The sequence below is a fragment of the Winogradskyella sp. PE311 genome (assembly GCF_046545555.1).
Taxonomy (GTDB): domain Bacteria; phylum Bacteroidota; class Bacteroidia; order Flavobacteriales; family Flavobacteriaceae; genus Winogradskyella.
In genome coordinates this window covers 139,921-165,134 of the sequence record NZ_JBHZTH010000006.1, presented here as the reverse complement: position 1 = coordinate 165,134, position 25,214 = coordinate 139,921, and the positions used below count along the sequence as shown (strand labels likewise).

General features: G+C 32.2%; 20 protein-coding genes. 12 read left to right on the top strand and 8 right to left on the bottom strand.

The features are described 5' to 3' along the window. The first annotated feature begins 1 nt into the window (after window position 1). The 4 genes from ACFWU4_RS15790 to ACFWU4_RS15775 all read left to right on the top strand — a co-directional run bounded on the left by ACFWU4_RS15790 (window position 2) and on the right by ACFWU4_RS15775 (window position 3,099). A complete protein-coding gene (locus tag ACFWU4_RS15790; RefSeq protein ID WP_411129613.1) occupies window positions 2–829 on the top strand; it encodes an alpha/beta hydrolase in 828 nt (275 codons plus the stop codon). A gap of 21 nt (window positions 830–850) precedes the next feature. Next, on the top strand, window positions 851–1,618 hold the full coding sequence (gene rluF, locus ACFWU4_RS15785; protein ID WP_411129611.1) for a 23S rRNA pseudouridine(2604) synthase RluF: 768 nt from the start codon (window positions 851–853) through the stop codon (window positions 1,616–1,618). Between the two features lie 75 nt (window positions 1,619–1,693). Beyond that, a complete protein-coding gene (locus ACFWU4_RS15780) occupies window positions 1,694–2,644 on the top strand; it encodes a YybH family protein (protein WP_411129609.1) in 951 nt (316 codons plus the stop codon). A 32-nt stretch (window positions 2,645–2,676) separates the two neighbouring features. Continuing rightward, window positions 2,677–3,099, top strand: coding sequence for a VOC family protein (locus ACFWU4_RS15775; protein WP_411129607.1), 423 nt, complete (start codon window positions 2,677–2,679; stop codon window positions 3,097–3,099). On the opposite strand, the gene ACFWU4_RS15770 is transcribed toward ACFWU4_RS15775, so the two are convergent. The 4 genes from ACFWU4_RS15770 to ACFWU4_RS15755 all read right to left on the bottom strand — a co-directional run bounded on the left by ACFWU4_RS15770 (window position 3,085) and on the right by ACFWU4_RS15755 (window position 8,502). Continuing rightward, window positions 3,085–3,801, bottom strand: a complete 717-nt coding sequence (locus ACFWU4_RS15770; RefSeq protein ID WP_411129606.1) for a TIGR02206 family membrane protein — start codon at window positions 3,799–3,801, stop codon at window positions 3,085–3,087. The genes ACFWU4_RS15775 and ACFWU4_RS15770 overlap by 15 nt on opposite strands. 10 nt (window positions 3,802–3,811) lie before the next feature. Then, a complete protein-coding gene (locus ACFWU4_RS15765; protein WP_411129605.1) occupies window positions 3,812–4,696 on the bottom strand; it encodes a bifunctional 5,10-methylenetetrahydrofolate dehydrogenase/5,10-methenyltetrahydrofolate cyclohydrolase in 885 nt (294 codons plus the stop codon). Window positions 4,697–4,724: 28 nt separating this feature from the next. Next, a complete protein-coding gene (gene ffh / locus ACFWU4_RS15760) occupies window positions 4,725–6,056 on the bottom strand; it encodes a signal recognition particle protein (RefSeq protein WP_411129603.1) in 1,332 nt (443 codons plus the stop codon). A gap of 187 nt (window positions 6,057–6,243) precedes the next feature. After that, complete coding sequence (locus ACFWU4_RS15755) at window positions 6,244–8,502, bottom strand: hypothetical protein (RefSeq protein ID WP_411129602.1); 2,259 nt, start codon at window positions 8,500–8,502, stop codon at window positions 6,244–6,246. 100 nt (window positions 8,503–8,602) lie between these two features. On the opposite strand from ACFWU4_RS15755, the gene ACFWU4_RS15750 reads away from it, so the two are divergent. The 5 genes from ACFWU4_RS15750 to ACFWU4_RS15730 all read left to right on the top strand — a co-directional run bounded on the left by ACFWU4_RS15750 (window position 8,603) and on the right by ACFWU4_RS15730 (window position 14,231). After that, window positions 8,603–9,118, top strand: a complete 516-nt coding sequence (locus tag ACFWU4_RS15750; protein WP_411129600.1) for an RNA polymerase sigma factor — start codon at window positions 8,603–8,605, stop codon at window positions 9,116–9,118. A 68-nt stretch (window positions 9,119–9,186) separates the two neighbouring features. Continuing rightward, a complete protein-coding gene (locus ACFWU4_RS15745) occupies window positions 9,187–10,083 on the top strand; it encodes a FecR family protein (protein WP_411129598.1) in 897 nt (298 codons plus the stop codon). Then, entirely contained in the window at window positions 10,076–12,373 is a 2,298-nt protein-coding gene (locus ACFWU4_RS15740; RefSeq protein WP_411129597.1) for a TonB-dependent receptor domain-containing protein, read from the top strand. The genes ACFWU4_RS15745 and ACFWU4_RS15740 overlap by 8 nt, the downstream gene beginning before the upstream one ends. Before the next feature lie 8 nt (window positions 12,374–12,381). Further along, window positions 12,382–13,680, top strand: coding sequence for an acyloxyacyl hydrolase (locus tag ACFWU4_RS15735; RefSeq protein WP_411129595.1), 1,299 nt, complete (start codon window positions 12,382–12,384; stop codon window positions 13,678–13,680). Continuing rightward, window positions 13,677–14,231 carry a YfiT family bacillithiol transferase gene (locus tag ACFWU4_RS15730; protein ID WP_411129593.1) on the top strand — a complete coding sequence of 185 codons (555 nt, stop codon included), beginning with the start codon at window positions 13,677–13,679 and terminating at the stop codon, window positions 14,229–14,231. The genes ACFWU4_RS15735 and ACFWU4_RS15730 overlap by 4 nt, the downstream gene beginning before the upstream one ends. Here the strand turns inward: ACFWU4_RS15730 and ACFWU4_RS15725 are convergent. Next, window positions 14,228–15,493, bottom strand: a complete 1,266-nt coding sequence (locus tag ACFWU4_RS15725; RefSeq protein WP_411129591.1) for a carboxypeptidase-like regulatory domain-containing protein — start codon at window positions 15,491–15,493, stop codon at window positions 14,228–14,230. The two genes, ACFWU4_RS15730 and ACFWU4_RS15725, sit on opposite strands and share 4 nt — an antisense overlap. Before the next feature lie 101 nt (window positions 15,494–15,594). Further along, window positions 15,595–17,376 carry an arginine--tRNA ligase gene (gene argS / locus ACFWU4_RS15720; RefSeq protein WP_411129590.1) on the bottom strand — a complete coding sequence of 594 codons (1,782 nt, stop codon included), beginning with the start codon at window positions 17,374–17,376 and terminating at the stop codon, window positions 15,595–15,597. Between the two features lie 697 nt (window positions 17,377–18,073). Between argS and ACFWU4_RS15715 the strand changes: the two genes are divergently transcribed. Together ACFWU4_RS15715 and ACFWU4_RS15710 are read left to right on the top strand one after the other, a co-directional pair. Then, complete coding sequence (locus ACFWU4_RS15715) at window positions 18,074–20,128, top strand: ATP-binding protein (RefSeq protein ID WP_411129588.1); 2,055 nt, start codon at window positions 18,074–18,076, stop codon at window positions 20,126–20,128. 38 nt (window positions 20,129–20,166) lie between these two features. Further along, on the top strand, window positions 20,167–20,793 hold the full coding sequence (locus tag ACFWU4_RS15710; RefSeq protein ID WP_411129587.1) for a chromophore lyase CpcT/CpeT: 627 nt from the start codon (window positions 20,167–20,169) through the stop codon (window positions 20,791–20,793). Here the strand turns inward: ACFWU4_RS15710 and ctlX are convergent. Then, entirely contained in the window at window positions 20,790–21,722 is a 933-nt protein-coding gene (ctlX, locus tag ACFWU4_RS15705) for a citrulline utilization hydrolase CtlX (protein ID WP_411129585.1), read from the bottom strand. The genes ACFWU4_RS15710 and ctlX overlap by 4 nt on opposite strands. A 111-nt stretch (window positions 21,723–21,833) precedes the next feature. Between ctlX and ACFWU4_RS15700 the strand changes: the two genes are divergently transcribed. Next, on the top strand, window positions 21,834–23,585 hold the full coding sequence (locus ACFWU4_RS15700; RefSeq protein ID WP_411129583.1) for a M14 family metallopeptidase: 1,752 nt from the start codon (window positions 21,834–21,836) through the stop codon (window positions 23,583–23,585). Window positions 23,586–23,650: 65 nt separating this feature from the next. Here the strand turns inward: ACFWU4_RS15700 and ACFWU4_RS15695 are convergent. Further along, a partial coding sequence (locus ACFWU4_RS15695) for a T9SS type A sorting domain-containing protein (protein WP_411129581.1) occupies window positions 23,651–25,214 on the bottom strand: 1,564 nt, incomplete at its 5' end.

Below are 25,214 nucleotides of genomic sequence, written 5' to 3'. Positions count from 1 at the left end.
GATGAGTAATTTTGTCGTAAAATCCATCGGAACTATTTTAAACGCTACTAGCATGGTGTCTTCAAAATATGCAGCAAATAAGGCTCTCAATTTGTTTGCATCACCAAGAAAGGGTAGCTATACAGAAGCGCAAATAAACGCTGTTAACTCTGCCTTATTTCAAAAATTCAGCTTTGATAATCTCGATATCGCAACATATCGTTGGTTAGGAAAAGGTAAAAGCGTCTTATTAGCTCATGGCTGGGAAAGTAACGCATCACGTTGGGAATATCTCTTAAAAGAATTTAAAGCACAAGGTTATAATATTATAGCACTTGACGCTCCTTCTCATGGACGATCTGGTGGCAAACAATTTAATGCAGTTTTATATTCAGAGTTTATAAATGTTGTAGCTAAAAAATTTCAAGCAGAAGTTATAATAGGCCACTCTGTTGGTGGTATGGCGAGCGTATTCTGCATGCATAATTATAATTTGCCATCCGTAAAAAAAATGGTGTTGCTTGGTGCACCTGCTCATTTTACAGGTGTATTCTCAAGATATAAAACTATGATGGGATATAACAAACGCATTTCCAATGGTCTCGACTCAATAGTTTTAGAGCGGTTTGGGAAACCTGTTGATTATTTTTCCGCTGCATCATTTACTGAATCTATAGAAGCAGAAGGTTTAATTGTACATGATAAAAAGGATAAAATCATTCCTTATGAGGATGCACTTCTCTTTGCTAATCATTATAAAAATTCTGAATTAATCAGTACAACTGGGTATGGGCATGGACTAAAAAACCAATCTATTACTCCTTCTATTGTAGTGTTTATTAATCGATAATCTTTATCGTACTTTTACAGCATGTCAGAAAACCTTACTCGACTTAATAAATACCTCAGTGAAGCAGGATTTTGCTCTCGCAGACAAGCTGACCGTTTAATAGACGCGGGTCGTGTAACAATTAATGATGTAATACCAGAAATGGGCACTAAAGTAGCTCTAGAAGATGTTGTAAAGGTAGATGGCGAAATTATTAGCAGCCGTAAAGAAGATTTTGTTTATTTAGCTTTTAATAAACCTGTAGGTATAGTCTGCACTACAGATACGCGTGTTGAAAAAAATAATATTATTGATTACATCAACTATCCAAAGCGCATTTTTCCTATTGGTAGATTAGACAAACCAAGTGAAGGCCTCATTCTTTTGACGGACGACGGTGATATTGTTAATAAAATTTTACGTGCTAGTAACAATCATGAAAAAGAATATATTGTTACCGTAGATTTACCCATATCGCAAACATTTATTGAACGTATGGCTGGCGGAATCTATATTGAAGACTTAGGCAAACGCACTAAGAAATGTGAAGTTAAAAAGATAGATCGTTTTACATTTAGCATCATACTTACACAAGGATTAAATCGTCAAATTAGACGCATGTGCGAATACTTAAATTACGAAGTACAAACACTGAAACGCGTTAGAATAATGAATATTAAACTCGATTCTCCCTTAGGAAAATATCGAGAATTATCTAAAGAAGAGTTCAAAACACTAAGTGATCTTATAAGTGATTCTAAAAAAACTTTCGAAGCACATCAGAATTCAGAAAGAAAATACAGACGTTAATTAAATCTTAATTAACAGACAAGATTGACCAATTGATTTTTAACTTGAGAAAGACTAATCAATCGCTCTATAAAAATGAAATCAATCTTTTTACCATTATTATTTGCTTGTACGTTATGTTTTTCGCAAAACGATTACTCCGCATCAGACACAAATCCATTCGGTTTACCAAACCCAAAAGCTCCAAAACAGATCAAAGATTATCAAAAACTTATAGGTAAATGTAAGTGTAAATCTACCTCACGAAACCAAGATCAAAGTTGGGCAGAACCAGTGGATATGACTTGGGAATGGAAATATATAATGAATGGCATGGCTGTACAAGATGAAACTCTTAAAGCAGATGGTAAACATTCTGGGAGCATTCGTCAGTTCATAGCAGATAGTAGTAAATGGTATGTCCATTATTATGCAACGGGTTCTCCATCAACTAAACTCCCAACTTGGGAAGGGAATAAAACTGAAAATGGCTCTATTGTGCTCTATCGTGATCAAAAAGCTCCTAATGGGATGGAGGGTTATTTCAGGTTAACCTTTTATGATATTAGTGATTTAGGTTATAAATGGATTGGAGAATGGACGGATAAAACTGAAACAACTGCATTTGCTACCTGGAAAATAGATTGCAAAAGAGAAACAATAAATAAATCTGATTTTGATATTATAAATAAGAATATCAAAGCTTTTTCGCAAGCATATATAAACAGTGATGCTAATGCTTTAGCTAACATGTATACTGAAGATGGGAAAATTTTTCCTAATAATCGAATGATTATGTCTGGTAAGCCTAACATAAAATCGTATTGGATAATACCAGATGGCGTAAAAATTCTTCATCATAAAGTAACGCCTTCAGAAATTCATATAGAAAATAATATTGCTTATGATTATGGCTATTATGAAGGTAAAACTTTAACCAAAGACAAGAAAGAATTGTCTTGGCAAGGCAAATACATTATCGTTTGGAAAAAAATAAATGGAGATTGGAAAATTTATTTAGACATCTGGAATAACTCTGCTAAGTAATCCTTATTTTTAATGAAATTTTTTAATGAAATATGTCTAAGCTTTCACCATTCCATTTGGCAATTCCCGTTCATAATTTATCAGAATGCAGAAATTTCTACACCAATATTTTAGATCTTGAAGAAGGACGCAGGAGCGACCATTGGGTAGATTACAATTTCTTTGGCCATCAATTAGTTATTCATCACAAATCAAAAATTGAAGACGATACACATACCAATGCTGTAGATGGTAAAGCTGTACCAGTGCCTCACTTTGGTGTTGTTTTAGACTGGACTATTTTTCATGAATTTGCAGAACTCTTAAATTCTAAAGGCGTCGAATTTATAATTGAACCTTACATACGATTCGAGGGTCAAGTCGGTGAACAAGCTACCATGTTTTTTAAAGACCCATCTGATAACGCATTAGAATTTAAAGCCTTTAAAGACATGAGTCAATTATTTGCTAAGTGATTTGCGTTCTGAGAGGTAAAAGGGTAAATAAATTATTAAAAATAAAGGAATAATTATGAGCTGCGCAACTAAAATATAATAAGGCCATTCTCCAAAATAATCTAAAAGTGAAGCCGACTTCGGCTTTTCGTTTAAATAGAAATAGTTAGCATCAAGTACATAATTTAAAATTATCATAAGTATTACATATAACTGAAGTGCAAAAAACGACTTAAAAACACTTTTCAGTTTTGGTTTCATTTTGAATACAAACACGAAATAAAATATAACGACTAGCAATCCTAAATGAGCAATCCAATACCTAAAATAATCAAAACTTGGAAAGCCATCTTTAATATCGGGAGTAATAACAGCCTGAAGGGTGCCACCTATAATCCAAAATACTAATATCTCGAACATCCAATATTTCCGGTAATAAGTAAATACAGGAAGCAATAAAGCCATAAGACTACAGAGATAAAGTGGTAAGTCTATTTTAAAATTGTAATTATCGAATAGCATTTGATAGGCATGAAAAACTATAACGGTAATAGAAACAAACCAAGCGAAATAATGAATCGCTTTACGCTTCCCTTTTACACTAAGTTTCTTGTTTGAATACCTAATGAAAAAAATGGTAAATACAATTGCAGAAACTGTTGGCAATAAGTGCCCAAGACTACCTATCTCAACCGAATTCTGAAGGATAGATAATGAATTCATAAACTTTTAATTACCTGTTGTGCTTTCTGTGTTGCTCTCTTGCAAGTAGTGTATTCTTCAATAGCATGGCAATTGTCATTGGCCCTACTCCGCCAGGAACAGGCGTAATAAAACTCGCTTTTTTACTTACATGTTCAAAATCAACATCGCCAGTAATATAATAGCCTTTTTCAGAATCGTCTGGCACACGCGTAATTCCAACATCAATTATTACAGCATCATCTTTTACCATTTCTGCTTTTAAAAACTTAGGGATGCCTAGTGCAGAAATTATAATGTCAGCTTGTGACGTAATTTGTGTAATATTTTTAGTGTGACTATGGGTTAATGTCACCGTAGAGTTTCCAGGAAATCCCTTACGACCCATTAAAATACTCATAGGACGCCCAACGATATGAGAACGACCAATTACAACAGTATGTTTTCCTTTGGTTTCTACCCCATAACGATCCATGAGTTCTAAAATACCAAATGGTGTTGCAGGTATAAAAGTTGACATGTCTAATGCCATTTTACCAAAATTCATAGGATGAAATCCGTCTACATCTTTATCAGGGTTTACAGCCATCAATACTTTTTGAGTATTAATTTGTGGTGGTAATGGTAATTGAATTATAAATCCATCAATGTCCACATTGTTATTCAACTCTTCAATCTTATCTAAAAGTTCTATTTCACTAGTTGTATTAGACATACGAACCATCGTAGATTCAAAACCAATGCGCTCACATGCTCTTACTTTACTACCAACGTACGTAAGACTAGCACCATCATTACCAACAATTACAGCAGCTAAATGCGGTACTTTTTCACCATTAGCTTTCATATGTTTTACTTCTTCAGCAATTTCATTTTTAATGTCGTTACTTACTTTTTTTCCGTCTAGTATAGTCATAGTGTTGGATAGATTAACTTTATAAAATTTAACGTGGCATATTCTTCATGGCTTGCATCATTCGCTTACCGCCTCCACCTTGCATCATCTTCATCATCTTGCTCATCTGCGTAAATTGCTTTAATAATTGGTTCACTTCTTGTACAGATGTACCCGAGCCTTTACCAATACGCTTTTTTCTGCTGGCATTTATCAGTGAAGGATTAGATCGCTCGGCTGGTGTCATAGAATGAATAATTGCCTCAATCCCTTTGAAAGCATCATCATCAATATCAACATCTTTCATCATCTTTCCAGCACCTGGAATCATACCTATTAAATCCTTCATATTACCCATCTTCTTAATTTGCTGAATTTGCTTTAAGAAATCATCAAACCCAAATTGGTTTTTGGCAATCTTTTTCTGAAGTTTACGAGCTTCTTCCTCATCAAACTGTTCTTGGGCTCTTTCTACTAAAGACACAACATCTCCCATTCCTAGAATACGATCTGCCATACGTGATGGATAGAAAACATCTATAGCTTCCATCTTCTCGCCTGTACCTATAAATTTAATTGGTTTATTAACTACAGACTTTATAGAAATAGCTGCACCACCTCTAGTATCTCCATCTAATTTTGTCAGTATTACACCATCAAAATTAAGAATATCATTAAACGCCTTTGCTGTATTAACTGCATCCTGACCTGTCATCGAATCCACAACAAATAAAGTTTCTTGTGGCTGTATTGATTTGTGGATATTAGAAATTTCAGTCATCATTGCTTCATCTACTGCTAAACGACCTGCAGTATCAATAATAACTACATTATGACCATTAGCTTTAGCATGTGCAATACCAGCTTTAGATATAGCCACAGGATCGTTATTACCACGATCACTAAATACCTCTACTCCTATTTGATCACCTACCACATGTAATTGGTCAATTGCAGCAGGACGATACACATCACAAGCTACTAATAAAGGTTTCTTTGTTTTTTTATTTTTTAAATAATTAGCTAGTTTACCAGAAAAAGTGGTCTTACCAGAACCTTGTAAACCAGACATTAAAATTACACTAGGTGTACCCGAAAGATTTATGCCTTCTGCATCACCACCCATTAATTCGGTTAATTCATCCTTAACGATTTTAACCATTAATTGGCCTGGCTGAAGTGTTGTTAGTACATTTTGACCAAGTGCCTTTTCTTTAACCCTATTCGTAAACTCTTTAGCAATTTTAAAGTTAACATCGGCATCTAAAAGCGCACGTCTTACCTCTTTTAGTGTCTCAGCTACATTTACTTCTGTGATACTGCCATGACCTTTTAAAACATGTAACGCTTTATCTAACTTATCGCTTAAATTATTGAACATAATCTTTATCTCTTTTTGAAGTTGCAAATTTATGAATTTACAAGGGATAAATGAAGTGTGATGTCTATAATTCTATATACTTTAAATTGAGAATATCATAAAAGAAAAGAGCTGCCTAGCGGTGGCAACTCTCTTCATCAACCTAAACTTACTAAAAATTTACTAACTTATTTAGCGGTTCTCTTTATTAATTGCAGTTTCTTTCTAAGACTAAAATATCATCGCCTCTATGCAACTCCAATCGATTTTCTTCACATTCTATTACTAACCACTCACCTGTTATCGCCTGAATATTTGGTCCGGAAACATTTGAAAATTCAACAATTACACCTTCATTAGATTGCGATGTAGTCCATGTGGCATCTATAGTTTGCGTATCTGTATAAATGACTACAATTTGGCTATTTGACTCAAAATCAAAATTCCATTCTAATAAATTATCACTGCCATTGTAGTTCACCGCATTCCAAATACAAGATGTTAAAAAGGCATCTACGTCTTCTTCTGTACAGTTCTCTTCCGAGCAATCTTCTAATAGTAATTGTATTGTAAATATTTCAAATTCATTATCTACTTCAGCTCTAACATATATGGTTTGTTGCAAACTAATATTTGTGTAACCCTGAGGATTAGCAAGCGGGTTTGTCTCAGATTCAGCATCAACTTGAGTTTCATAATATGTTACTATATCTACACTTGATATACAGTTAGCAAAAGCGATTGTTAAATCAAACACTTCAAATCCATCATTGCCCGCATCGCAAAGTTCTATAACCGCATCAAAGCTTTCAAAGCACTCAAATTGATTACACTCAATAGCATTTAAAAACACGTTAAATATTTGAAATATTCCATTTTCAGCCTCAATCCTTAGATAAACTTGTCCACTTACAGAACCATATGATTCTGTATCTAAAATAGCTCCTATGTTTGCCTCAGCATCTGCTTCACTATAATGAAATGAAGCCAAAAAACCTTGAGAACAATCAATAAGACCAATTGTATCTGCACTTAAATTAAAAAGTGCTTCACCAGCATCATTGGCGCATTCTACTAATTCAAAATCAGTAAAACAATCAAACACTTCTGTTTCGTCGACACAATCTTGTTCTAAAATTAAGTAGTGGTCACCTTGTATTATTTTTAACCTATCATTATCACATTCTATAATTAACCAGTCGCCACCCAAATCATTTTGAAAAGCCGTTAATTCAGAAAACGTTAATAAAACACCATTATCTGTCGAGGTTAAATCCCAAGACCCTCCAATGGCCGATGTGGCAATACCTTCGGTAATTTGTAAATCACCATCTGGGTTAAAAATCATTTGATAATTACTGTAACTATCTTCTGCATCTGTAAAGTCCCAAGGACATTCTTGTAATATAGCACTGATATCATTAAAAGAACAGTTTAAATCATCATCGCAAACCTGTTCTAGGACCATAGTTTCTGAATTTTTAACAAATTCAAACCTATCATCATCACATTCTATAATTTGCCAATCACCACCTAAATCCTCAAAATCAGTTGTTAAAACTAAGTAAGATGCTTCTTCATTAGCAACAACAGACCATGCATTACCCTCTGATAAGATTTGATTTTCGTCTAATATAATATCGAAGGTATAGTCTGTATTAAACTCTAGTAATAGGCCTTCAAATTCAGGAAAACTAGAGTAAGAAGCAATTTCCCATTTACATTCTTTTAGAGTAAGCTCTATATCTTCTTCATCACAATCGTTTTCATTACCGTCATTACAATCGTCTTCGGCTAATTGTATAGCTTCCGCTAATTCTTGATTAGTACTAACTTCAATAATTTCTCCATTAGCATATTCTAAATTCACAGGATAATTTAAGCTAACAATAAGAGCGCTATCTCCATCCTCTAAATTATCTAAAAACTCATGTAAAGCTTGATCATTATCTATCGTTATAGTATCAACAATATTAAATTCTGAATTGAAAATTGAAAATGAAATTGGATATACAAAATCAATACATTCTATCACCTCATCTTCATCATCACAATCCGATATTAAATTTTGCAATTGCTCTAGGTTTTCAATAACTAATTCTGAATGGTCATTAAATATTATTGTAATTGGAAAGATAAAATCAAAGAAATCTTCAACATCGTTAAACTCTTCAAACAATTCTTCTAACTCCTCTAAATCTTCACTGGTTTGGACAGTAATAGTAATATCACTTACAACTATAGTAACAGGCAAGTCTATTGAAAAACAACTTGCATCATCTAAAAAATCGTCAATTGCACCATTATTTGCAGAAACGTTACTCATAACCGCCGCAAGTGGTGAGTTAGGAAGAATTATTTCTTGGTCTGTAGGATTACTAATTTCTGCTACTTCATCTTGACAGGAAGTTAGGCAGAAAAGGGCAAAAAAGGTTAGTAGGATTAAATTATTGAATTGGGTTTTCATCACTTAAAATTTTCATCTATTTATTATAAAACAATTAAATTTTAATTTCTCCTACCTATGTATGTTAAAAAATAATTTATACTTTGGATGTCTCAAAACTATGGAACAACCAATACTAGATAATATTTGTGAAGATCAATTATTTGAACGTTTATATAAAAAACATTCAAAAAATCTTCATGACTTCTTATATTATAAATTTGGTGAACATTTAAATCCGCAAGATAAAGTCCAGGAGGCTTTTATAAAATTATGGCAAAATTGTGGTAAAGTAACTCCGCCTAAAGCAAAAAGTTTTTTGTTTACCACGGCGAATAATTTAATGCTCAATGCTGTTGCCCACCAAAAAGTAGTTTTACGATATCAAAAAATACCTCAAAAACATGCTACTAATGAGTCACCCGAGTTTGTTTTGCAAGAGAAGGAATATCACCAAAAGTTGCAGAAAGCTATAGCTAATTTAACTGAAGCACAGCGTGTTGCCTTTTTAATGAATAGAATTGAAGGTAAACGATTTAAAGAAATTGCTGCACTTTTAGATATATCTACAAAAGCTGTAGAAAAACGAATTTACGGTGCTCTAAAAAAATTACGTAAGGAAATTGATGGGCTTTAATTTATATTGTAATAATGAAATGGGTAGGAATATTTACAAGAGAACTGTTATATAGATGAATTACTATTATGAATAGAGAAGATATCATAAAAAAATGGTTAGATAACAACCTCAACGCAGAAGAACAGAAAGCTTTTGAACAACTAGAGGATTATAAAGATTTAACGAACTTAGATGGCGCATTAAAAAAATTTAAAGCACCAGAATTTTCTATTGATCATAATTACGAAAATTTAAAACCAAATCTAAGAACAACAACCGTGAGTAATATCACATGGTTTAAACCATTATTAAAAATAGCGGGAATTTTAGCGATTTGTTATGGTCTTTATTTTTACACGACCACGCTAGATACATCAATTAATACGGAAATTGCGCAGCAAATATTAACAGAACTTCCAGATGAATCAACCGTTAATTTAAATGCCAATTCTAAATTAGTTTTCAATAAAAGTAATTGGGATAATAAAAGAATAGTTCACTTAAAAGGTGAAGCTTTTTTCAAAGTGGCTAAAGGTCAAAAATTCGATGTTATTACTGATGCTGGGACCGTTACAGTTTTAGGTACCGAATTTAAAGTAAAAGAACGCGAAGATTATTTTGAAGTTGTTTGTTATGAAGGCCTAGTTGCAGTGTCTATAAATAAAGAAATAGTAAAATTAAGAGCTGGAAATAAATTGCTAATTGTAGATGGAAAATTAATTGATAATGAAAGAGAAGACTCCATACAACCAAATTGGTTGTTAGGAGAAAGTAGCTTTAAAGAAGTGGCTTTGAAGCATATTATTTCTGAATTAGAAAATCAATACAATATAACTATAGGCGCAGAAAATATTGATACATCGAGATTATTTACAGGAAGTTTTACACACAAAAATTTAGATTTAGCACTGAAGTCTGTCACAATACCTTTACATTTAAGCTATAGTAAGTCTGGAACTTCTATTTTTCTAAAACGTGAATAAACTATTACTTAAAGTAGTTTTATATTTTTTTATAATTTCTTCTTCTAATTTGGCTTTTACCCAAGATGAGGAAAAACTGCCGCTTGTTCAAATACTAGAACAGATAGAGAAGCAATATAATGTTAAGTTTTCTTATGAAACTAAAACAATTAGGGGTATTTCCATTTCCCCTTTATACCCAGAACTTTCGTTTTCGCAGGTACTTATACACCTTAAAACTGCAACACAACTTGATTTTAAAATCCTTAGTAAACGTTTTATAGCTATAACACAAACGCAAAAATTAATTCAACGTTTAGAAGAAGTTGTTGTTATCAATTACCTTACTAAGGGTATTTATAAAACAAACAATGGAGCCGTAGAAGTAGATGCTAAAGCTTTCGATATTTTGCCTGGTCTACTAGAGCCAGATGTTTTACAAATAGCACAAAATTTACCAGGAATTAATAGTGTTGATGAGCGTATTTCTAACATTAATATTAGAGGAGGCACTAATGATCAAAATCTTATTCTTTATGAAGGTATAAGAATGTATCAATCCGGACATTTTTTTGGGTTAATTTCTGCTTTTAATCCATATTTAACAAATGATATTCGTATTTCTAAAAATGGTACTAGTGCCCTTTTTGGTAATGGAGTTTCAGGCACATTGACTATTAAAAACTCTGATGATATAGATGATAAATTTAAAGCTGGGTTAGGCTCTAATCTTTTGAGTCTTGACGGCTATGCTAAAATTCCTATTGGCAAAAAAACAGAAGTAGAATTATCTGCGCGACGCTCTTTTACTGATATAGTAGCATCTACAACCTACGATGCTTATTTTGATCGTATTTTTAGAGATTCTGAATTAAATGCATCTAGTAATATAAATACAGTTTTAGCATTAGACGAACGTTTTTTATTTTATGACTTCAATGCAAAATTTTTATATAACATAGATTCATCTTCTAAGTTCAAAATCAACTTACTAAATATTTACAATAACTTAGACTATAATCAAATATTTACAAATACTGATAACAATTTTCAGGAAACGAGAAGTGCTCTTAACCAGGTCAGTTACGGAGCAAGCACCAATTATTCTAAAGTTTTTAAAGATGGTCTTTATACTTCGGCAGAGGCCTATTATTCTAGGTACAATTTAAACGCAAAGAATAACGATATTACAAATCAGCAACTTCTAAATCAGGAAAATAAGGTTGAAGATTATGGTCTACGATTAGATATTTCTAAAACTATTGATAATAGTACTGTTGTTAGAGGTGGCTATCAATTTAACGAGGTCGGAGTTACAAATTTTGAAGACGTTTCTAATCCTAACTTTACAAGTTTACTAAAAGAAATTGTAAGAACACATGCTGTTTTTGGTGAAACAGAACGTTACTCAAAATCTCGAAATACTTACATTCGCTTTGGCGCAAGAATCAGTTATTTTGAAAAGCAGAAAGAGCTTGTTATGGAACCTCGTTTTGCATTTAATCAAAAAATTACGGATCATTTTAGATTAGAAATTTTGGGAGAATTAAAAAGTCAATCTATTACTCAAATTATAGATTTACAACAAGACTTCTTTGGTATAGAAAAGAGACGATGGCAACTAGCAAATGGCGAAAGTGTACCTTTAATTAGGAGTCAACAGATATCCTTAGGTTTATCTTATAATCACAACAAACTACTAGTTTCATTAGAAGGGTATTATAAAAATGTAAATGATATTACAGCGCAGAGTCAAGGCTTTCAAAATCAATTTCAATTTATTAATGATATCGGATCTTATACAGTAACTGGTCTCGATTTTCTAATCAATAAACGCTTTAATAGATTAAGTACATGGCTCAGCTATACGTTAAGTGACAACAACTATAATTTTGATAATTTAAATGATGAAAACTCATTTCCTAACACATTAGATTTAACCCATGTTGCTAATGCCTCTTTTACCTATAACGTCAATGATTTTAAGGTTGGTTTAGCTATTAATTGGCACTCTGGGCGTCCTTATACAAGACCTTTAGAATTACAGAACCTTAATAATTCGTCAATAGAGTACACAAAACCTAATAGCTCTAGATTACCAGATTATGTTAGAGCCGACTTATCAGCATCATATAGCTTTAAGGTGTCTAAAGGTGTACAAGCTGAAATTGGGACATCTGTTTGGAATATATTTAATCAAACAAATATCATCAATCGTTTTTATACCTTAGATACTGAAGAAAATATTATAGAAATTGACAACCGCTCTTTAAAATTTATTCCAAATTTTAGTTTTAGACTTAACTTTTAGTTGTTTATTTGAGGTACCAACTAATCACCGATTGTATTATTAAAGCACTTTTTAAATTTTATCTTTTAAGTATATGCCTTTTATTTTGTCAGAATATTTTTGGACAAAATGAAACTAAATCAGATACCAATAGTCTATTTTTTATCCCAGAAATTCTTATTGGAAAAACACTTGAAGCCAATACAGACTTTCCCAAAACTACATTACAAAAAAACATATTTATCAATTTTGGTACTTACAATTTTGACAATAGTAAAGAATGGGCTCAGAGGCTAAATTACCCAAAAACAGGTATATCTATAGGGTTTACTGATTTTGGCAATTCTGAGAAAATTGGGTTTGCATATACACTAATGCCTTTTATGGAGTTTTCAATATTCAAAGAAAAAATTTCAGGTTTAAATCTCCAAATTGGCTTTGGAGGTTCTTATATGGATACACAATATGATGTGGAAACTAACCCTTTTAACAAAGCTATTACTTCAAAAATAAATTGGTCATTTAGGTCCTTTATTTATTATGACCTTTTTAAATCAAGGAAAACCAAATGGCGATTTGGGTTAGGTTATCTGCATCACTCCAACGGTCACACAAAACTTCCTAACCAAGGATTAAATTCTATTGCGGCTAGCTTCTCCGCAAATATAGACACTAAATTACAGCCTGAAATTGAGACAAAAACAAAGCAGTTCAAATCAAAATCTCAGACTTACTTCTCAACTAGATTTGGGATAGGACAAAATGTATTATCTGAGAATTTTAATACTAAAAAAGAGGTTTATACATTCTCAATGAATACCGGTAAAATTATTAATAATACCTTTAAAATTGGAGGTGGTTTTTATTATAGGTACTATAAACATTACTATGATTATATAAAAAATAACGGCGCTTTAGTAGAATCTCAGTTTCCTCATTTTAAAGATAATCCTTATGGCTATGCAACTAATTTTGGTCTATTTGCCACAACAGAACTATTAGTAGATCATTTTGGTTTTGAGTTTGACTTAGGGTTAAATATTTACAAACCATTTTATAAGATTGACTGGCAACTTAATCAGGGCTACTCTTATGAAAATATAAATGGAGAAACTATAGAAGTATTAGGCGAGCTTAATTGGTATTACGAAATTAAACGAACTGTTTCTGCCAGATTAGGTTTAAAATATTATTTCTGGACTACTAATAAAGCTCCAAAACATAATCTCTTTATTGCTGCTCATCTTAACTCTAATCTTGGTCAAGCCGATTTTACAGAGCTAAGTCTAGGCTATGTTTATAGAGTGAATATGAAACTAAAAAAATGAGTAGAATGACATCTGAAGATCTTAATAAATTAAAGTTCCCTATAGGGGAATTTGAAAAACCAAAACAAATAACACAGCAACATTTACAAGAATGGATAGACTCTATTGAAGCACTACCAAAAGAAATTATGGTACTTACAGATAATCTTTCTGAAACAGAATTGAATTTTAAATATAGACCAGAGGGTTGGACAATAAAGCAAGTAGTGCATCATTGCGCTGATAGTCATATAAACAGTATCATTAGATTTAAATTAGCAATTACGGAAGAAACACCTACAATTAGGCCTTATTTTGAAGATCGATTTGCTAAACTTATAGATTATTCCACTTCTATTGAAGCACCAATTTTTATTCTTAAGGGTATTCACCAGAAACTGGGAATTTTATTGAGAAGTTTTAAATCAGAAGATTTAAAACGAGAATATATCCATCCAGAGCATGGAAAGCATTTTACTTTAGAAGAAACAATTGGCATATATGCTTGGCATGGCAATCATCATCTAGCACATATTAAACAAGCAATTTATTACAAAGGGAAATTTAATTAATTCTCTTTTTGCTTGTCTATATTCTTTTTAATCTTTTCTATCGCAATCTCTATGGACTTATCGGGCTCAATTAAGTTATAGTCTCCCCAAAAATCTGGATCAGAGAATCCTGTTATTGCATCAGCAATTATTACAGTTGGCCTAAGCCTTTCCTTTCCAATTATTTTTTTATCTGTGACATTAATTTCCCAATCGGTTATCGCGAGCTCACTTGATAACGAATAAACTTTATTAAATAATTGTCTTTTCTTTTTAACTTTAAATTTTAAATCTAAGCTTGAATAACTAAAATACCATTTATCATTTTTGGTTTGATAATCTACTCTGTAATTAGCCTCAATAGGATATACCTCTATATTTCTCGGTTTCTTTTTAACTAAAAGGTTTCGAGTTTTATTTTTGTTACTCACATCTAGCGCATATGATGCACTAACTAATGCAAAAGATTCAACATCTATAAAAAGTGTACCGTTGTAATTGAGATTTAGTCCGCTATTTCTAGGCTTAAAATTAACTACATAAACACTACGGTTATTAAGTGTAGTTGGTTGACTAAATGTAAAATTATAACTAGAAATTGTTTCATTTGTAAACATGTATTCAGGATACTTCATTATATCTAAATAAATAGTCGAAAATGGACCTCCTTGTAATTTTACAGAAACTGTATCTAAACGTTTATAATCTGTGCTTTTTCTTGCTTTTCCTAGCTTAATAGCATCGCGTTGTATAGAAGTGTAAGGCCGTTTTAACACATCTACAATAGCCTCAGTTAAAGAAACATTTCTATTACGTCGCTTTATACTTTCTCTGTAAAAGGCGGTCATATATAAAGATCTATCCTCGGCATTCTTATCTCTATCTTCAAAAACTCTTTTCACTAGATTCTCAGCATCTTTATAAGCTGAAATATTAACCTCAGAAAGTTTAGTTACAGCTTCCTCAAGTTTAATAATATTGTTTTCCTTCAGTAATTCTGAAAGAGATATTTCTCGAGCAGTATATCCTAATAACGATACGATTAATTTAGAATCTAAAAACGTCAGTGGTACTTTTAGTACAAACTCTCCTTCAGAATTTGTAATTGTACCAATATTGCCATCACTCACTTTAAGGTTAGCTGCCTCCAACGCTCTATTAGATTTACTATCTATAATTTTGCCTTTAAACACTGAATAATCAGCTTGGGCATTTAAAGAAAAAGATAAGAGCATAAAGAAACACACACTTAATGGTAGTTTGAAAATGTATGTTGAGTTCATTTATATATCGTTTAATAATTGATTATTACTAAGGTACAAAAAATGAAGAGACGAAGTTTTTAATTGTAATACAGCATAGAAATTATTTGTGATAATAAAAACTACATACGTTCTGGCACTTCAATACCTAAAACACCAAATGCATTTTTAATGGTTTGACTAACAGATTTAGATAATGCTACTCTTAATATCTTCTCTTCATTTTTATCAGCTCCCAAAATAGATACGTTCTGATAAAAAGAATTAAAGTCTTTTACTAAATCATACGTGTAGTTGGCAATTAAAGCCGGACTATGGTATTCTGCAGCATTTTGAATTACATCTGGAAAGTTTTCTAATTGCTTTATCAATTGCTTCTCCTTATCGTGCAAAATTAAATTACCACTATTAATTATAACACCTTCTTCTAAATTTGCTTTTCTTAAAATGGACTGAATTCTCGCATAAGTATATTGGATAAAAGGACCTGTATTTCCTTGAAAATCAATTGATTCTTTTGGATCGAACAAAATTCGCTTTTTAGGATCAACCTTTAAAATATAATATTTAAGGGCGCCTAAACCAATAGTTCTATAAAGTGCTTTCTTCTCATCCTCAGAATAGTCTTCTAGCTTTCCTAACTCCTTAGAAATTTCTTCTGCAGTCTCAGCCATCTCATGGATTAAATCATCTGCATCAACTACAGTTCCTTCTCGACTTTTCATTTTACCACTTGGTAAATCTACCATACCATAGCTTAAGTGGAATAAATTTTTAGCCCATTCGAAACCTAATTTCTTTAAGATTAAGAACAATACTTTAAAATGATAATCTTGTTCATTACCAACGGTATAGACCATACCTCCAACATCTGGATAATCTTTAATACGTTGTATAGCTGTACCTATATCTTGTGTTATATAAACAGCAGTACCATCACTACGTAATACAATTTTTCTATCTAAACCATCATCTGTTAAATCACACCAAACAGAACCATCCGCATCTCTTTCAAAAACTCCTGTTTTTAAACCTTCTGCTATAAACTCTTTTCCTAATAGGTAAGTTTCACTTTCGTAGTAATATGTATCAAAATCGACTCCTATATTATTGTAAGTAACCTCAAATCCATCATAAACCCAGCTGTTCATTTTTCCCCAAAGTGCTACGACATCTTTATCACCAGCTTCCCATTTTAATAACATGTTTTGAGCTTCTAATAATATTGGTGCATTCTTTTTTGCATCTTCTTCAGATTGACCTTGCTTCATTAACTGTGCTATTTCAGTCTTATAAGCTTTATCAAATTTTACGTAGTAATTACCAACAAGCTTATCGCCTTTTAAACCTGTAGTTTCTGGCGTTTCTCCATTTCCAAAACGTTGCCAAGCCAACATACTTTTACAAATATGAATGCCTCTATCATTTATAATCTGCGTTTTATAAACGTGTTTCCCAGATGCTTTTAATATCTCAGCGACACTATAGCCCAAAAGCACATTTCTTACATGACCTAGATGTAAGGGCTTATTAGTATTTGGAGAAGAATACTCGACCATTATAGACTTATTATCCTTTAAATCTGCATAGCCATAATCCGTTTTATCTTTAATCTTATTAAAAAAATCTAAATAATATGAATTGTCAATCTCTATGTTTAAAAACCCCTTGACTACATTAAACCCTTTGACTAAATCAACATTTTTTTGCAAATACTCTCCTAACTTTTCGCCAATAACTGCAGGATTGCCCTTTACTACGCGCAACATAGGAAATACCACAACTGTTATATCACCAGCAAACTCTTTGCGAGTTGCCTGAAATTCTACAGACTCCAACTCTGCATTATACAACGTACTAATTCCTGATTTTACTTGTAATTCTAAAGTCTCTTGAAGATTCATTATTAATCGTGTTATAGTATTTTAAAACGCTGCCAAAGATAGTCGATTTATTGTTTTATTAAGATTTTGGACTACCATAATTCGCTATTTATAAGCAAACTCAAGCTTATAATAAAAGTTATAAAGGCAATTCAATTATATAAAAGAAATTATGCTATTCGTATCCTCAAATAATATTACTACTCTACATTATAGACCAAACTCAGATTTAAACGTGTGTGAACTATTAAACAAATACTCACACTCTTAAAATAAATTAAAACTATTGAGCTAAATTCATCCCAATAACTGCTAAAAAACCATTTACAAAAGAACTAAGTAAGTGTAATTCATATTCCATTTGCCATCAACTAAATAATTATAACTAATTGATTAAAAGATGTTTACGAAAAACATGCATTTCATCGAGCAAACAGTAGTTTTCCTATGATTTGTGCCGTTAATCGATATAGCTAAATTTTTATGTTTTTCATCTGTCACTTCATCTAATTTATTGACTTTAAATCCCAATTATTAGCTTTTTCGAACTCATTAACTGATTTTTGGTAGGCTATTAATCAATGTCCCAAACATTAATGAGGCTTAATTATCAAACATTAACAACGTTGTTATTGTTTAGTGTTGACTTACTTTTGGCATCCCTCTATAAAAGTTGCATACACCAAAACCATAAACTTCGTCTTACGCAAATTATAAGATGAAGCAGTTATTGACATTAGCTGCTTGTGTTCTTTCGTTTTTCATTTTTTCTCAAAATGAAAAAATAGATGATCTTACCGTAAAGTTAACTTATCTCGAAGCTGACTCTACCAAAGTAGATATGTCCTTAAATCTCATTGAAGAACTTTATAATATTGAAGATTATGATAAAGCACTACCATATGTCAATGAAACTGCAAAACTTTCTCAAAAACTAAACTACACAAAAGGTCTTGCTAAAAGTATTTACTATAGAGCATTAATCTATACGCAACGTAATGATTATTATAATGCCATAGATAATTACAACAAATCAAGGAAATACTATCTTGAAATTGGTGATACTCTTGGAGTCGCCCAAGTAAGCAACAGCATTGGACTTATTGAAATAAAACGAGGTAATTATGCTATTGGTCTTAAAAATTCTCTATCTGCGATTAAGATTTTTGAAAAGCAAGGTCTTTCAGATGAATTAAGCTCTGCCTATAATAATTTGGCTGAAGCTTATTACAAAACCAATCAAGTTGATAAGGCTATAGATTTTAATATTAAAGCACTTGATATTAGAAAGCAAATTAAAGATGAAAAAGGCATTATTAATTCCACCAAGAATATTGCTGATCTCTATTCTATAAGAAAGGAACACCGAAGAGCTATTCAGTACTATGAGAATGTATTGCAACTTCTAAATCCAAAAACAGACCAAAATTTACGTGGTGAAATTCTACCAAAACTTGGAAGTGAATACTTAGAATTTAAAGAATATATTAAGGCTTCTGAATATTTAATTGAAGGTTTAAAATATAATCGAAAACAAAATAATAAAGAAGGAATTCTGCGTGCATTAAACGCAATGGGTAATCTAAATCTTCAAAAAAAGAAAGTAAAATTAGCTGCAATTCAATTGGATGAAGCTTATGCTATTGCCCAAAAAATCGATAATAAAACAGAGCTTTTAGAGAACCTAAAACTTCATATAGAATTAGATTCTACTCGTGGATTTTATCAAAACGCATTTTTTTGGCAAAACAAGTATTATAACTTAAAAGAGGAACTTTTAGAAATGGAAAAACCAGTTTTTCCAACAGACACAGAGCCTTTAGATTTAAATAACCTTGACTCGATTGAAGAAGATATAGGTGATATTAAAGACAATCCTAAAACTATAAAGCCATCTTGGATAAATAATCCCGTACTAGTATATGGTGGACTTATCGCTTTAATTACGCTCTTAGTACTTTTAATATTTAGCTTTTTAAAATCTAAAACATATAAAGAAACTATTGCGGTACAAAAAGACAAATTAGCTCAAGAAGAGATTAGAAGTGAAGCGATTTTAGAACAGACTCATCATTTAGAAGAAGTTAACCAAGTAAAAGACAAACTATTCTCAATCGTTTCGCACGATTTAAAGGACTCAATATCATCTATAAAAGCTTTTTTAGATCTGCTAAAAGAAGATAGTATAAGTAAAGAAGAATTTAGTGATTTAATACCAGAACTAAGTGATAATGCCAATAATGCGTCTTCGCTTTTATTCAATTTATTAAATTGGTCTAAATCTCAAATGCAGAGCTTTGAACCGAAACCAGAGTTATTTAATATCCAAGATGTATTTCATACCAAAATAGCATTGGTAGAACAAAAGGTAGAGGATAAGCGCATTGTACTTATAGACGAATCCCAGCGCGATTTTGTTTATGCCGACAAGAGTATGCTAGAAATAGTAATTCAGAACCTAATAACCAATGCAGTGAAGTTTAGCAGAACTGGTGATATGATTACTGTTTCTAACCAAGATGTTAATGGCAAAGCCCTTATTTGCATTGAAGATACAGGTGTTGGTATCTCTAGAGAGAATATTGATAAATTATTTAACGCCAATAAAAACTTTACTACAGTTGGTACAAAAAACGAAAAAGGCACTGGTCTTGGACTAACTATTGCTAAAGATTTAGTTGAGCTTAATGATGGTAGAATTTGGGTAGAAAGTACTCAAAACGTTGGTAGTAAATTCTTTATTGAATTGCCCAAAACAGCACCACAAGCCTAATTAATTTTATCTATATTTATATCAGAAAATATAGACTTATGAAACGCATTCTTCCATTTACATTAATACTTATACTATTTAGTAATTGTAAAAACGAGACTAAATCCGAAATGAGTGAAGATAGCGAACTCAAAGAGTTATTCTCATTAATGCAAGGCTCTTTTGATTCTGAAATACAAGCAGAAGTAGATTCTTCGTATTATAATATTGCATTACACATGTATCCTATTTGGGAAGACAAAGGTAATTTCCTATATGTAGAACAGGCTCTAAATAGTATGCAAAACAAACCATATCGTCAACGTATATATGAAGTAACTAGAAACTCAGATAGTACATTCAGTTCTGCTGTTTACAAGCTAGATGTAGATTCATTATGGATAGGAAAATGGAAAACACCAAAAGCGTTCGATTCAATTTCTCTAAAAGATATTGCACTAAAAGAAGGCTGCGATGTTATTCTTAGTCGTGTAGCACCCAATCATTTTATTGGAAAAACAGGAGATGCGTCTTGCGCAAGTACAATGCGCGGTGCCTCTTTTGCAAGAAGTGAAGTAGAAATTTTAGAAGATAAAATTATGTCTTGGGATCGCGGTTTTGATGCCAAAGGACATTACGTTTGGGGAGCAGAAAAAGGTGCCTATATCTTTAATAAAATAGACTAAGCTTTTGGCAAAAATACTTCAGCCATCATACAACGAGCACTGCCACCTCCACATGTTTCAATAGTTTCTAAAGAACTAGAAATGATAGGACAATACTTCTCAATATTATTAATTTGGTTAGTAGTTAAACTACTATGAGCAGCTTCACTCATTACTAAATAACGTTGATTATTATCACCTCTTAATTGCAACATATTACCAGCAAATTGGTGCATTTGCATTTCTGTAATAGAAATAATTTCTTTTCCGTCTTGTTTTAAATGTTTTACAACATTCTTGCGCTCTTTTTTATCATCAATAGTATCTAAGCAAATAACTGCAAAATTCTCAGCTAAGCACATCATTACATTGGTGTGATATATAGCCAAACGCTTTCCGTCTACAGTTTGATTGGCTGTAAAAATCACTGGTGTAAATTCAAAATCTTCACAGAATTCTATAAATAAATCTTCATCAGCTCTGGGTGATAAAGCACAATAGGCCTTTCTGTTAACGCGATCTAATGCTATACTTCCTGTGCCTTCTAAAAAAATGCCTTCGAGCTCAGCAGAAGAATAATCTATAATATTTTCAATTTTAAAACCCTCTTCCTCCAAACGAATAAAAACTTCATCTCTTCGTTCTCTCCTTCTATTTTCTGCAAACATTGGATATTTTGCAACATCGCCATTCCCATGAAAACTCACCCAATTATTAGGAAAAATAGAATCTGGTGTATCTAAATGCTCATCATCGTTTTCTACAACAACAGTAATACCAACAGCCCTAAGTTTTTCTACAAAAGCATCAAACTCCTCTTGAGCTTTAGTATTAATTTCACTGTTTTTTATATTTAATTCTTCTTGAAAATAATTATTTACAGCAGTTTGTTCATTCATCCTGAAACTTACAGGGCGAATCATTAAAATTGTATTTGTTGTTTGTTGCATTAAAGGAGATTTGAAAACAGCGTAAAATTACTCTTTTTTATAATTTGAAATTTAAATTCGAGAAAGTTTTTACTTTAAAATCTGTAAGTTTGAGATATAAATAAACTCAATATGAAAAAACTCTTTATACTCTTGTTAATAGTTGCTTCTTGCGCAGATAATATAGATAAAAAAACAAGTATTAAATCGGATATAGATTTCACAACGGTCTTTGAAAAAAGTAATGGATTAGAAACAGCAACGTATCATGAGACTATTCAATATTATTCAGACTTAGCAAATAACTTTGACGAGATTAGTATTGAAGCTATTGGAGAAACAGATTCAGGTAATCCCTTACATATTGTAACACTTAATATGTCTGGCTCTGGTGATGATTTTAAATCTTTAAAAAAAGACAATAGAATATTACTTATAAATAACGGAATTCATCCTGGAGAGTCAGACGGTATTGACGCCACTATGATGCTCTTTAGAGATATTGTAAAGAATAAAATTGAAGCACCAAAAGGCACAATCTTAGTCACTATCCCTATATATAACGTTGGTGGTAGTTTAAATAGAAATACAGGGACTCGTACCAATCAGAATGGCCCGAAATCTTATGGCTTTAGAGGTAACGCACGTAATTACGATTTAAATAGAGATTTTATAAAATCTGACACAAAAAATTCTAGAACTTTTGCTAAAATATTTCACCTAGTTGAACCAGATGTATTTATAGATAATCATGTGAGTAATGGAGCGGATTACCAATATACATTAACTCATTTATTTACACAACATAATAAAATGGGCGGTGTCTTAGGTGATTATATCCAGACGCAAATGATGCCACAATTAGAAGAGAAATTAGAAGCAAAGTCTTGGGATATTACACCTTATGTTAATGTATTTAATAGTACGCCAGAGTCAGGATTTTCTCAATTTATGGATTCACCACGCTACTCTACAGGATACACCACATTATTTAATACACTAGGTATGATGGTAGAAACACACATGTTAAAACCATATAAGCAGCGTGTAGAAGGCACTTACGAATTAATGAAAAGCATGATAGAAATTACCGAAGAACAAGGTGACAGAATCACAGAACTTAGAAGGCAACAGGCTAAAACTTGGTCTGCAGGCAAAACCTATCCGCTTGCTTGGACTATAGATACAACCAAATCAACAACACTGCAATTTAAAGGCTACGAAGGACAAATGATACCAAGCGACTTAACAGGTGCAAAGCGACTTAAATATGATACGTCTCAACCCTTTACAAAAGACATTAATTACCAAAATTATTTTATACCAACAAAAGAAGTTACCATACCAAAAGCATATGTAATTCCTCAAGGCTGGCATAACATTATAGGTCTTTTAAAGTTAAATAACGTTCAATTTACCAAAATTGAAAAAGACACATTAGTAAATGTCGAGTCGTATAAAATTGATGATTATAAAACACGAAGAAACCCTTACGAAGGTCATTACTTACATTACAATACTAAAGTAAAATTATCTGCAGAGAAATTATTATTTAAAGCAGGAGATTACATAGTAAAGACAGACCAAAAGGCTATACGCTATCTTTTGGAAACATTAGAACCCAATGCGCCAGATTCGTTTTTTAATTGGAATTTCTTCGATACCATTTTACAACAAAAAGAAGGGTTTTCACCTTACGTTTGGGAAGATAAAGCGGAGTTATTTTTAAAAGCCAATCCAAAAATACAAATTGAATATAACGTTAAAGTAAGTTATGATGAAGAGTTTGCAAATAATTGGTACGCTCAATTAGATTGGATTCATAAGAAAAGTAGAAATTATGAAAAGGCGCATTTACAGTATCCTGTTTATCGTTTAAACTAAAATATTCTAATAAAAAAAGCCACCATTTTCATGGTGGCTTTTAAATTCAAACTACACTCTTAATTCTAATTAACTTGAATTTTAGTAGTAAAGTTTCTAAATTCTGAATTTAATTGAACAATATATGTTCCCATACTTAAATTACTCATGTCTAATTGATGCGAATCCCTAGATATCGTATTAATAACTCCGCGCTTTAAAACTCGACCCTGAATATCAATAACTGAGAAATTTATAATCTCATCTTCAAATAAAAGTGTTTTAATATTTAAAGTTGTTTTTACTGGATTTGGATATGTTGTGACTTCTGTTAATTCACCTAATATAGCATCCTCAAAACTGTCATAGCTGTCGAATTCATTTAACCAATTATTTACAGCATCTCCTTCTGCATTTCTTCCGAATCCAAAAAAGTTATTGAAGAAGTTACAAATCCATCCAGGTAAAACTAAATTAACAGCACCATGAACATCTAATGATGCACAAATATCACCACCACCTTGCTCTAATAAAGGTAATACATCTAATGCTGTTGTAGATCCTAGCTCTACAATTCCTAAATCTAGTGTATTTGGATCGTACACTAAACTATGGATTCTATAGAAACCGACGTGGTCAACTTCAAACTCTGGTGTATTTGATACATCTAGAATAGTTAAACTAAAAGCATTAGTTAAAACAAATGTTTGAACATAACCATTTGGAATTACGGGTGCATCTACTTCTTCTGCAAAAATAGTTGCAACTCCTCCACTTAAACATTGTATTGGTTGAAACGAATATAACGTACCAGCGTCTGCTGTGCATTCTGCTGTAGCTTCTTCATCAACATGGATTGGTGCTCCTGCGATATCTAATGATGCACATAAACTACCTCCTCCTTGTACTAATAAACCATTAACATCAAAACCTGTGGTAACTCCTAACTCTACTACACTTAAGTCTAAATCACTTGGATACACTAACGTGTGAATCGTGTAATCTCCTGCTTCTGTTACTGTAAAATCTGGTGTTGCATTTACTTGCTCTATCACTAAGTCCGATCCGCTGGTTAATACAAAGATCGTACTGTAACCTGATGGCTCATTTGCATCTCCATTTGGTGTGGCACTTAATTCTGCCTCTCCGTTAGATAACTCTACACTAGTCGCTGTTGCTGTTAATGTACCTGCATCTGGATTAGTGATACTAACTGGTGCTCCTGCTACATCTAAACTTGCACACAACTCGCCTCCTCCTTGTATCAGTAAACTATTAACATCAAAGCCTGTCGTTACTCCTAATTCTACTATACTTAAATCTAAATCACTTGGATACACTAACGTATGAATCGTGAAGTCCCCTCCTCCTTCTACTGTGAAGTCTGGTGTGCCATTTACTTGCTCAATCACTAAATCCGTTCCACTCGTTAATACATAAATCGTACTAAATCCTGCTGGCTCGTTTGCATCTCCGTTTGGTGTTGCCGAAATCGTTACTTCCCCTGTGCTACATACACTGCTCGCTACTGCTGTTAAGGTCCCTGCTTCTGCTGTGCATGGTGCTTCATCAACATGGATTGGTGCTCCTGCGACATCTAATGATGCACATAAACTACCTCCTCCTTGTACTAATAAACCATTAACATCA

Coding starts and splice junctions, on each gene's coding strand:
- ACFWU4_RS15770 (WP_411129606.1), bottom strand. CDS start 3,801: ATGAATTCATTATCTATCCTTCAGAATTCGGTTGAGATAGGTAGTCTT.
- ACFWU4_RS15765 (WP_411129605.1), bottom strand. CDS start 4,696: ATGACTATACTAGACGGAAAAAAAGTAAGTAACGACATTAAAAATGAA.
- ACFWU4_RS15755 (WP_411129602.1), bottom strand. CDS start 8,502: ATGAAAACCCAATTCAATAATTTAATCCTACTAACCTTTTTTGCCCTT.
- rluF (WP_411129611.1), top strand. CDS start 851: ATGTCAGAAAACCTTACTCGACTTAATAAATACCTCAGTGAAGCAGGA.
- ACFWU4_RS15745 (WP_411129598.1), top strand. CDS start 9,187: ATGAATAGAGAAGATATCATAAAAAAATGGTTAGATAACAACCTCAAC.
- ACFWU4_RS15700 (WP_411129583.1), top strand. CDS start 21,834: ATGAAAAAACTCTTTATACTCTTGTTAATAGTTGCTTCTTGCGCAGAT.
- ACFWU4_RS15730 (WP_411129593.1), top strand. CDS start 13,677: ATGAGTAGAATGACATCTGAAGATCTTAATAAATTAAAGTTCCCTATA.
- ACFWU4_RS15780 (WP_411129609.1), top strand. CDS start 1,694: ATGAAATCAATCTTTTTACCATTATTATTTGCTTGTACGTTATGTTTT.
- ACFWU4_RS15725 (WP_411129591.1), bottom strand. CDS start 15,493: ATGAACTCAACATACATTTTCAAACTACCATTAAGTGTGTGTTTCTTT.
- ACFWU4_RS15710 (WP_411129587.1), top strand. CDS start 20,167: ATGAAACGCATTCTTCCATTTACATTAATACTTATACTATTTAGTAAT.
- ACFWU4_RS15790 (WP_411129613.1), top strand. CDS start 2: ATGAGTAATTTTGTCGTAAAATCCATCGGAACTATTTTAAACGCTACT.
- ctlX (WP_411129585.1), bottom strand. CDS start 21,722: ATGCAACAAACAACAAATACAATTTTAATGATTCGCCCTGTAAGTTTC.
- ACFWU4_RS15775 (WP_411129607.1), top strand. CDS start 2,677: ATGTCTAAGCTTTCACCATTCCATTTGGCAATTCCCGTTCATAATTTA.
- ACFWU4_RS15715 (WP_411129588.1), top strand. CDS start 18,074: ATGAAGCAGTTATTGACATTAGCTGCTTGTGTTCTTTCGTTTTTCATT.
- argS (WP_411129590.1), bottom strand. CDS start 17,376: ATGAATCTTCAAGAGACTTTAGAATTACAAGTAAAATCAGGAATTAGT.
- ACFWU4_RS15750 (WP_411129600.1), top strand. CDS start 8,603: ATGGAACAACCAATACTAGATAATATTTGTGAAGATCAATTATTTGAA.
- ffh (WP_411129603.1), bottom strand. CDS start 6,056: ATGTTCAATAATTTAAGCGATAAGTTAGATAAAGCGTTACATGTTTTA.